Source organism: Paenibacillus sp., from assembly GCF_031177825.1.
Taxonomy (GTDB): domain Bacteria; phylum Bacillota; class Bacilli; order Paenibacillales; family YIM-B00363; genus Paenibacillus_AE.
Genome location: NZ_JAPSKE010000040.1, coordinates 33,665 through 43,332, shown reverse-complemented (window position 1 = coordinate 43,332; position 9,668 = coordinate 33,665). Strand labels below are relative to the sequence as shown.

Genomic DNA, 9,668 nt, shown 5'->3' with positions numbered 1-9,668 from the left:
CGATAATGTCGCGGAACTGGCGCTGCGTCTCCCACGCCTGCATCGCGCGCGGCTGCACCGTGTCGTACGCCTGCTCGCGGCTCCAGCCCTTGTCGATCAGCTTCGTCATGACGCGGCCGGAGAACGGTACGCCGTACGCGCGCTCCATGTTGCGCTTCATGTTTTCCGGGAACACCGTAAGGTTCTTGATGATGTTGCCGAGACGGTTCAGCATATAGTTCAGCAGCATCGTCGCGTCGGGCAGGATGATGCGCTCGACCGACGAGTGGCTGATGTCGCGTTCGTGCCACAACGGCACGTTCTCGTACGCGGAAATCATGTGGCCGCGAATGACGCGCGCGAGGCCGGACATGTTCTCGCAGCCGATCGGGTTGCGCTTGTGCGGCATCGCCGACGAGCCCTTCTGTCCCTTGGCGAACGGCTCTTCGACTTCGCGGAACTCGGACTTCTGCAGCGCCCGGATTTCCGTCGCGAACTTATCCATCGAGGTCGCGATCAGCGCCAGCGTCGCCATATATTCGGCGTGGCGGTCGCGCTGCAGCGTCTGCGTCGAGATCGGCGCCGGCTTGATGCCGAGCTTCTTGCAGACGGACGCTTCGACGTGCGGGTCGATGTTCGCGTACGTGCCGACCGCGCCGGAAATTTTCCCGAACTGCACGCCATCGGCAGCATGGCGGAACCGCTCCAGGTTCCGCTTCATCTCTTCGTACCAGAGGGCGAGCTTCAAGCCGAACGTCGTCGGTTCCGCGTGCACGCCGTGCGTGCGGCCCATCATGGCGGTGTCCTTGTAGCGAACGGCTTGCTCCTTGAGGATGTCAATGAATCGAATGATGTCGGCTTCGAGAATCGCGTTCGCTTGCTTCAGCAAGTAGCCGAGCGCCGTGTCGACGACGTCCGTCGACGTCAGACCGTAGTGCACCCACTTCCGCTCCGGACCGACCGTCTCGGATACCGCGCGCGTGAACGCGATGACGTCGTGGCGCGTCTCCAGCTCGATCTCGCTAATGCGATCGATATCGAAGCCCGCCTTCGCGCGCAGCGCCTCCACGTCCTCCTTCGGAATGACGCCGAGCTCGCTCCACGCCTCGCAAGCCGCGAGCTCCACCTCGAGCCACGCTTGGAACTTGTTTTGCTCCGTCCAGATCGCGGCCATCTCGGGCCGGCTGTAACGTTCGATCATCGTATGGTTCCTCCTCCGTCTATCTAGCCTTCCTTAACTTATTCGCTGCATCATCCGCTCCGCGGCTACGACCAAATCCCGCACGTCTCGATCCAGCGCAGCGCCTTGTCCGGGTCGTCGGCCAGCAGGTTCACGTGCCCCATCTTCCGGCCCGGCTTCGATTCCGCCTTGCCGTAGAGATGAAGCTTCGCGACCACGCCTTCCGGCAGCGTCCGCTCGCCGCCCGCTTCCATCCAATGCAGCAGCGGCGCGACGTGCTCGCCGAGCACGTTGACCATCACGACCGGCGTCAGCAGCTTCGGCTCCGGCAGCGGCAAGCCGCAGACGGCTCGCAGGTGGAGCTCGAATTGCGACGCGGTGCAGGCGTCCATCGAATAATGGCCTGAGTTATGAGGCCGCGGCGCCAGCTCGTTGACGTATAGCGTACCGTCCGCCTTCAGGAACATCTCGACGGCGATGAGGCCGACGACGTTCAGCGAGGCGGCGATGTCCGCCGCCATCTTGCGCGCGCGGGCGTCGACGTCGGCCGGGATGAGCCCCGGCGCCGCCGTCGACGTGTGCAGCACGCCGTTCACGTGCACGTTCCACGCCGGGGGGAACGTCCGCACCTCGCCGTCCAGCCCCCGCGCCGCGACGATCGACAGCTCGCGCACGAAGTCGACGAACTGTTCGACGATCAGTTCTACGTTCCCGCCGCCGAGCGACGTGAACGCCTCGGCCGCTTGTTCGTGCCGCCGAATGACGAACTGCCCCTTGCCGTCGTAGCCGCCGGTCGCCGTCTTCAGCACGCACGGCGCGCCGAACGCTTGCAGCGCCTCGCGCAGATCGGCGATCGTCGCGATCTCGCGATAAGGCGCCACCGGCACGCCCGCGGCTTCGACCGCCCGCTTCTCGCGCAGCCGATGCTGCGTCGTGCGCAGCAGCTCGCTGCCTTGCGGGACGTACGACTCCCGCTCGAGCACGGCCGCGACGCCGGCGTTCACATTTTCGAACTCGTACGTAATGACGTCCGCGATGCGCCCGAGCTCCCGCGCCGCTCCCTCGTCTCCGTAATGCGCCGTCACCTGGCGGTCGCACACTTGCCCGCAGGGCGAATCCGGCGTCGGGTCGAGCGTCGCGAACCGATACCCCATCTCGCGTCCCTTCAGCGCCAACATGCGGCCGAGCTGGCCGCCGCCGAGCACGCCGATCGTGGCGCCCGGCAAAATCCGCTTCATGTTAAGAGTTTCCATGTCGGTAGTATTCTCCAATTCACGGCAGGTTATCGCCGATCGATTCCACTTCCGCGCGGGTACGGTCCCGCCGCTCCTTCAGCCGCGCCGCGACCTCAGGGTCGTACGCGCCAACGATTTGCGCCGCGAGCAGCCCCGCGTTCGTCGCCCCGGCCGCGCCGATCGCGACCGTCGCCACCGGCACGCCGGCCGGCATCTGCACGATCGACAACAGCGAGTCGAGCCCGCTCAGCGCCTTCGATTGCACCGGCACGCCGATGACCGGCAGCTCCGTCTTCGCCGCGATCATGCCCGGCAGATGCGCCGCGCCGCCCGCCCCCGCGATAATGACCTTGAGCCCCCGCTCCCGGGCTTGCTCCGCATACGTAAACATCAGATCCGGCGTACGGTGGGCGGAGACGACGCGCTTCTCGTACGGGACGCCGAGCGCCTCCAGCATATCGCACGCGAGCTTCATCGTTTCCCAGTCGGACTTGCTGCCCATGACGACGCCGACGATCGGTGTTGACACGATTAAAGCACTCCTTCGCTTCGTATAATATAGGTACGCTTGCCGCGTTTACAAAACAAAAGTCCGGGCGCCATCGTGCAGCCCCAGGACATATGTCGCCGTTCCGGTAAATTCTCCGTTTCGTCTTTAGTGTACCAATGCTTACATGGCAATGTCAACGTAAAAAGCGAACATTCCCCGATCGACTTGAGATATAGTTCGTATTTTTAAGGTTTTGCAAACTGCAAAAATAATAGTGACCGAAGTTCCAACTTATGGTATTGTAATGGTAAATTAGTAGCACACCGAACGTGCATCCGCAAGCGAAGCGCATAGGACAGGGTAACGGCAAACTTTTCCGAAAGGGAAGGACGCAAAGCTATGGGTCTACCGCTTCCGCCGGAGGCTACGATCGCCAAGCCGCCCTAGAGACGGACGACATACAGGCGGGTCTAGTTTTATGGAAGCGTTGCGTTCTTCCTTCGCGGGCGCGAGGGGGTAAGGCGTTGTACAAGCTCGAAGACTCCGATTCATTGCAACCGCTTCATTCGTCCGGCAGCGATCACGAGCTGCTCCTTACGGACGACGAAGACTCGCTGCGGCTTATGGTGCTGCGCATCACCGCCGCTCTCGTCGGATCGTGCAAGCATTGTCTTATGATTTCCACCGACATCGCCGACGACGCCCCGATCTATTGCGGGAAATCGAACGATCTGTGCTATATGCGGAAGATTAACGTGGAAAGCTGCCTGGACTGCGGAGAGTACAAGAACCGCGCTCCCTCCTAAGAACCGAATACGCCCTCGGACGTTAAGTCCGGAGGGCGTATTTTCGTGTTGCGCTTATTTCTTCGTGCCTTTGCCGTTTTCGTAGCCTTGCCCTTTGCCGTTGCCGACGCCTCTCGCGAACAGATCTACTTGGGCGAGCAGCGGGTCGTGGTCGCTGACGCGGCCGTCGCGTTCGCTGAAATCCGCGTTGATGTGGATGATATCCAGCGTCGTCGCGGGCGCGAGCCGTTCGGTCACGAGGAAGGAATCCAGCGTCTGCGAGTTGCCTTGATACACGTAGGAGTAGCGCTCCGGAAGCGGCAGCAGGTCCACCATATTGACGAGCTCGTCGCCCTTCAATAGGTCGAGCGTCTTCGAAAACTGGAAGTCGTTAAAGTCTCCCAACAGGACGACGTTCGCTTTGTGGTCCTCCTTCAGCACGCCCGCGACGAAGTCGTTCACGACGTTCGCGATTTTATGGCGCTGCGCTTCGCTGCCGAGCGTCGGCGGCAGCGGCTGCACGGCGCCGAACGGCGCTTCGTCTCCGCCCTTCGAGTTGAAGTGGTTGTTGACGACGATCACGCGCTCCCCTTTGAACTCGAATTCGGCGGCGAGCGGCTTGCGGGAGCTGTCGAACGCGTCGTTCGTCGGCGCGATCCGTCCCGGGTTATGCGATAAGCCGTACTTCTTGTCGTACGACACCGCCGTCGTCGCGTCCCCTCTCGGCTTCTCCGTCAGCGTCACCCGGTCCGGGTTGTACAAGTAACCGACTCGGATGTTGCCGCCGGGCGCGCCGCCGTCCCGGTTGTTCTCCGGCGCGATATCCGTATATGCGTACTTCGGTCCGCCCGCCGCCGCGATCGCCGCGATCAGCGCCTCGTAGCTCTTGCTCGCGTCGGTCGTGCCGTCGTCCGTCTGCCCGTTATTATCCTGCACTTCGATAAGACCGATAATATCCGGGGCGTTCAGGTTTTCGACGATCGCCAACGCGATTTTGCGCTTTTTCTCGGCGCCGGACGCGCTCGGGTTATCCCAGAAGTTTTCGATATTGAACCCGGCGATCGTCAGTTTATCTTCGTCGAACGCGATCGAGGTTCGTTCGCGCGTCGCCGCACCCTTTTCCGCCGCAGGCAAATTGCCTTCCGGAATGACCTTGAAGTTGCTGTAATCGTAGCCGAGCACGCCGACGATCGGCGCTAGGAACCGGTCCCCCGTCTTATAGCCGTCGACTTCCTTCTTCACCAGCACGCGCTGCGGGTTGAGGTCTTCGCCGGTGAGCAGAATGCCGCCGTTCGGCGTCATCGTCTCGCCCGGCTGTTCGCCGAGCACGACCGGAATTTCGTAATCGAGCGGCCCCACGACGCGGGCGTCCCGCAGCTCGAGGCGCATCGACTCCAAGCTTTCGTAGAAATCAAGGGCGTCTTCTTCCGGATCGAAAACGGTCATCCCGTCGTTGTCCACGATCGACTTCGGGATCATGCGGTCCCGCTCCAGCGCGACCGGCGCCGGCAGCGCGTTCCCGCGGCTCGCCCGAGTGACGAACGCCGAGCCGATCGCCGTCGTCAGCAGGTCGTTCGCATCGTCGTAGCCTTCTTCCTTCCGCTCCTCGACCGTTCCGTCGACGAGCACGCGGTCGCCGGGCGCCACGCTGTACGAGGAGTACACCAGAATCGCTTCCGACGTCCGGTCGTCTCCGTCTTCTTGAGCGGTGACCGTCTGCATGTAAAATTTGCTCGTGCCGATCCGCTGCGTGACGATGCCCTCGAGATCGTTCACCTTATGCCCTTCGAACGGGGAGGCGTGTCCCGCCGATTGCACGTCGTGGATGGCGAGGCCTTCGTAAGTCTTTTGCTTCACATAATGGAAGGAGTAGACCTCGCTGACCTTCCCGTCGACCGCGGCGATCGCGCGGATCGTCACCTCGTCGTCGCGGACGACGATCGGCCCCGCGTACGGCGTCCCCGTCTCCGGCGTCGGCTCGGAGCCGTCCGTCGTATAATAGACGGCCGCTCCCGGCTGCGGCGAGAACAGGGCGATGCCCGTCCCCGGCGGCACGATGCCCGGCGGCGTCTCCGCGATCACCGAAAACGTCTTCTCGACGACGTCGAACCGATTGCGCGGAACGAGCATGTAATCGCCGAAGGAATACGTAAGAACGCCGGCGATCTGATCGTACGTCTTCCCGGATTCGATCCAGCCGGACTTCACGATCGCCGCGCCGTATTCGTCTTGGATCGTAAATTCGTTAAACTCGTTGCCCGGCCCGATCGTCGCGGACTCCAGCTTGACGAGGCGCGCCTCGTTCGGCTCGGCGAACCCGCGCGAATCGACGACGATCGGCGCCGGAACGCCCGCCTGCGGCGCCAGGACGGCAACTTGGCCGGCCGCGGTCTGCAGCTGCGCCAGTCCGAAGTAATCGGTCAGCGTCCCCGATACGCGGATGCGGTCCCCCGGGTTCGGCGTCAGGTTCGCGCCGCGGACGACGATGCCCGCCGTCTCGTCCTGCACATACAAGTTGTTCTGGCCGCCGGCAGACTCCTTGTAGGTGACGACGCCTTCGATGCTCGCGGCGGCGTTCGCCGGCAGCGTACGCGCCTCGGCGATCGAGAGCGTTTCGACGACGTCGTAGGCGAACGTCCGCACCTCGCTGCGCACGGCACCTTTCTGCGCGTAAGCTTCGATCGTCGTCGCTTGCGTAATCGGGATCGGCCCCGCGTAGGGCGCATCGATCACGATCGCCGCTCCGTCCGCCGCGTATACGCTGTAGTACACGGTCGCCGTAACGGTCGCGCTGCTCAGCGTGACCTCCGTCCCTCTTTCGACGGCGCCCGGCGCCGGCGAAGCCGAGACGCCCGCCACCACGTCGTCGCCGAGCGGCGGCTCCGCGGGCGAGGCGGCGTTCCGCGGCGTCGGAGCGGCGGTGAAGAAGTCGGTCTTGTTATCGTTGGCGTCGTAGCCGTTGCCTTGCCCCGGCACGTACCCCGCCGCGTCGCTCTTGCGCTGCGCGCTGACCGAGCTCGAAGGCGTCGGCGTCCCGCCGCTTCCCTCGTACGCGCCGGCGCCGCCGTAACCGACGAAGTCGACGACGTCCGGGTCGTCCTTCCCGGCAATCGCTTCGCCGTTCGAGACGAGCGCCACCTTGCCGCTTCCCGCCGCCATCGCGATGCCGCCTTCGTCGTCCGGCGACGGCAGCGAGACGTTGCCGCCGCTCCCGTCGGCGGCCTTCACGAGATAATACCCGTGAGGCGCGACGATCCCGGTCAGCTCGACATACATATTCGACGCCAAGCTGAAGCTGCCGGAGGACGACGCATACTGTATGGTCCAACCCGTTACGTTAACGGCCGTCTCCGTCGGGTTGTACAGCTCGATGAAATCGCTCCTCCATGTCGATCCGCTATTTCCTCCCCCTCCGTATACTTCGCTGATCACTAGATGCCCCGCTCCCGTCGCGTTCGCCGACGGCACGGCCGCCGGCGACAGCGGCGAAGCCGAGATCGCCGCGGCCAGCGCGAGGCTCGTCCACCTGACCCATTTCTTGTTCCGCTTCATCCTCTCTCCTGCCTTCCGAATAAGTAGTAGAATAGCTGCAATCCATTGACGATGCTAACCATCGGTCAATCCTTGCTATCGTTATCGTTGCATAGTTTTCGGAGATTTTCACCTCCTTTTTAACAACCCTACATGATTCTGGCAGAGGATTGTTAACTGCGTTCGCGATTCATATAAAGAAATTATTGCGCCGATTTCATTTTCCGCTGTCTCCATTCCCTCCGTTTCCGTTTCCATTTCCGTTTCCATTTCCGTTTCCATTTCCTGTTGCTTCCAGTCCCTTCTGTTCTGTTTCCGGGCTTCTTTACGACCTGCTTCCCTCTGCTCAGTCTCGGACGGTGTTGCCCCTCTGTTGCTCCTTTTCGACCTGTTTCCCTTTAGCTCAGCACAGAGGGGCGTCTTCACGCATGGTAAGCCGCTTCTTTTGAAACATTGGAATTCATCCTTTACACGGGAACATCTGTTCGGTATAATGAAGTTGTCAGGAGGCGATGGGGATGGGGTTTATTTCTTCCAACGATGAGTTTTTTCAGCGACGGTGGCCGGACGGCTTCGTCTGTCCGCAATGCGATTATCGCGCTTACTATTTGATCCAGACTCGAAAATCGCCGTTGTATCAGTGCCGCCTATGCCGTCATCAGACGAGCGTAACCGCCGGAACGATTATGGACAAGAGCCGCACCCCGCTGGAGAAGTGGGCCGCCGCCATCGACCTGCTCGGCTCGACGAACGGCATCAATGCCAAACGATTGAGCGCCGTCATCGGCGTTTCGCATAAGGTGGCATGGACGATGCTTCGGAAGTTTCGCGGCGCCATTCGGGAGCTCGAAGCCGAACGCAAGCTTTCCGGGACAGTCCATGCGGGGCTTCGCGCCTTGGCGCCGAAAGCCATTTTCACCTTCCTTCCCCATCGACATTACCGCTGCGAGCGCGTTGTCAGCGTCAGCGCCGCCGTCGATTCGTTCGGCATGCCGAGCGAACTGAAAATCAATGCGGTTCGAACCGAGGACTTGTATCTCGGCTGGAAAGAGTTGACGGGGCAAGGCAAGGAACGTATCACTTCGGAAGTTGCCTCCCCTGGCTCGACAATCCAATGGTTGAACGACCGGAGGATGGAATGCAGCCCGCTCCGCGAGTGTTTCCGCGAAGCAAGCCATTGGCTTATCCGCCTGTTTAACGGCATCGGTTCCGCCTATCTTCAGAGCTACCTCGACGAGTTTTGTTTTCGCTGGAATGCGGCGGCGAAGGGCGCCTCCTTGCGCGACGAGTGGCATAAGCTTTGCTTTCGAAGCCCGAACCGTAAACCCGCTGCGAATCATGCCAAGTTGCGCTCCGCTGCATGAACGACTCACCGGACCGTTCTTCCGGCGCGAACAGCTATCCTTCTTTGGTGCCTGACAGCGTAAAAGCTGATCAGAGGGAAACAGGTCGTAAAGAGACGCGAAGGACGATGATCCCCTTTCCAATCGATACGACGACTTATTGCGAAACGTAAAAACTCCCGCCCCTTCGACGCGGCGGCTCGAGCGACGAGCCTTCCGGCGAAAGCGGCGGGAGCTTCCAACTTACTCTTTAATCGCGCCGATCATGACGCCTTTCACGAAATACTTCTGCAAGAACGGGTACAGAAACAGGATCGGCAGCGTCGCCACCATAATCGTCGCGTACTTGATCGTCTCGCCCACCGGCATCTCGTCGCCCGAAGGCACGTTGCCCATCATGCTGCTGGTGTCGTTGGCGATCAGAATTTCCCGTAGAATGAGCTGCAGCGGCAGCAGCTCGCGCGTCTGCAAATAGATCATCGCGGGAAACCACGAGTTCCAATGGTACACGCCGTAAAACAGCACCATGACGGCGACGACCGGCAGCGACAGCGGCAGCACGACGCGGAACAAGATCGTCCAGTCTCCCGCGCCGTCCAGCCGCGCCGACTCCTCCAGACTGACCGGCACGCCTTGGAACGCCGTGCGCATAATGATTAAATTGAAGGCGCTCACGGCCGTCGGGAGGATGAGCGCCAGGCGCGTATCCAGCATCCCCAGATTGCCGACGAGCAAGTAGAGCGGAATGAGGCCGCCTTCGAAAAACATCGTAAACACGATCATGAACATAATCGCGTTCTTCCACAGCACGTTCCGCCTCGATAAGCCGTAGGCGCCCAGCGACGTCATGACGAGGTTGACCGTCGTGCCGCAGACGACGTAGACGAGCGTATTCAAGTACGCGGTCCTGATGTTCGGGTTGTCGAACACCAGCCGATAAGCGTCCAGATTAAACCCTTTGGGATATAACAGCAGCCCTCGGTTCCTTACGACCTCGGCCGGGTCGCTCAGCGAGGAAAACAACACGAAAACGAGCGGATACAGCGTAATCAGCGACAGCGCCAGCATGAAGGCGATATTGCCGGCGTCGAAGGATCGCTCCCCCCAGCTTCTGCGCATACGGTG

General features: G+C 61.5%; 7 protein-coding genes and 1 riboswitch. Of the genes, 2 read left to right on the top strand and 5 right to left on the bottom strand.

Annotated features, from left to right (window positions below; genetic code table 11):
- The 3 genes from purB to purE form a co-directional block, all read right to left on the bottom strand.
- Positions 1-1,180: adenylosuccinate lyase (gene purB / locus RIN49_RS26895; RefSeq protein ID WP_309123200.1), on the bottom strand; the 1,180-nt coding region annotated here is incomplete at its 3' end.
- 65 nt (positions 1,181-1,245) lie between these two features.
- Positions 1,246-2,412: a 5-(carboxyamino)imidazole ribonucleotide synthase gene (gene purK / locus RIN49_RS26890; protein WP_309123199.1), complete on the bottom strand. Its 1,167-nt coding sequence runs from the start codon at positions 2,410-2,412 to the stop codon at positions 1,246-1,248.
- Positions 2,413-2,431: 19 nt separating this feature from the next.
- Positions 2,432-2,896 carry a 5-(carboxyamino)imidazole ribonucleotide mutase gene (gene purE, locus RIN49_RS26885; protein ID WP_309123202.1) on the bottom strand — a complete coding sequence of 155 codons (465 nt, stop codon included), beginning with the start codon at positions 2,894-2,896 and terminating at the stop codon, positions 2,432-2,434.
- 343 nt (positions 2,897-3,239) lie between these two features.
- A riboswitch (cyclic di-GMP riboswitch) is annotated at positions 3,240-3,330 on the top strand.
- Positions 3,331-3,408: 78 nt separating this feature from the next.
- Between purE and RIN49_RS26880 the strand changes: the two genes are divergently transcribed.
- Positions 3,409-3,690 carry a hypothetical protein gene (locus tag RIN49_RS26880; RefSeq protein ID WP_309123198.1) on the top strand — a complete coding sequence of 94 codons (282 nt, stop codon included), beginning with the start codon at positions 3,409-3,411 and terminating at the stop codon, positions 3,688-3,690.
- Between the two features lie 54 nt (positions 3,691-3,744).
- Here RIN49_RS26880 and RIN49_RS26875 read toward each other — a convergent pair whose 3' ends face one another.
- Complete coding sequence (locus tag RIN49_RS26875; RefSeq protein WP_309123197.1) at positions 3,745-7,221, bottom strand: chitobiase/beta-hexosaminidase C-terminal domain-containing protein; 3,477 nt, start codon at positions 7,219-7,221, stop codon at positions 3,745-3,747.
- Between the two features lie 497 nt (positions 7,222-7,718).
- Between RIN49_RS26875 and RIN49_RS26870 the strand changes: the two genes are divergently transcribed.
- Positions 7,719-8,564: a transposase gene (locus tag RIN49_RS26870; RefSeq protein ID WP_309123196.1), complete on the top strand. Its 846-nt coding sequence runs from the start codon at positions 7,719-7,721 to the stop codon at positions 8,562-8,564.
- A 222-nt stretch (positions 8,565-8,786) separates the two neighbouring features.
- Here RIN49_RS26870 and RIN49_RS26865 read toward each other — a convergent pair whose 3' ends face one another.
- Complete coding sequence (locus RIN49_RS26865; RefSeq protein ID WP_309123195.1) at positions 8,787-9,662, bottom strand: carbohydrate ABC transporter permease; 876 nt, start codon at positions 9,660-9,662, stop codon at positions 8,787-8,789.
- Between the last annotated feature and the right edge of the window lie 6 nt (positions 9,663-9,668).

Excerpts from the sequence above, each read along its gene's own strand:
- purK (WP_309123199.1), bottom strand. The coding sequence starts at position 2,412 with ATGGAAACTCTTAACATGAAGCGGATTTTGCCGGGCGCCACGATCGGC.
- purE (WP_309123202.1), bottom strand. The coding sequence starts at position 2,896 with ATGGGCAGCAAGTCCGACTGGGAAACGATGAAGCTCGCGTGCGATATG.
- RIN49_RS26875 (WP_309123197.1), bottom strand. The coding sequence starts at position 7,221 with ATGAAGCGGAACAAGAAATGGGTCAGGTGGACGAGCCTCGCGCTGGCC.
- RIN49_RS26870 (WP_309123196.1), top strand. The coding sequence starts at position 7,719 with ATGGGGTTTATTTCTTCCAACGATGAGTTTTTTCAGCGACGGTGGCCG.
- RIN49_RS26865 (WP_309123195.1), bottom strand. The coding sequence starts at position 9,662 with ATGCGCAGAAGCTGGGGGGAGCGATCCTTCGACGCCGGCAATATCGCC.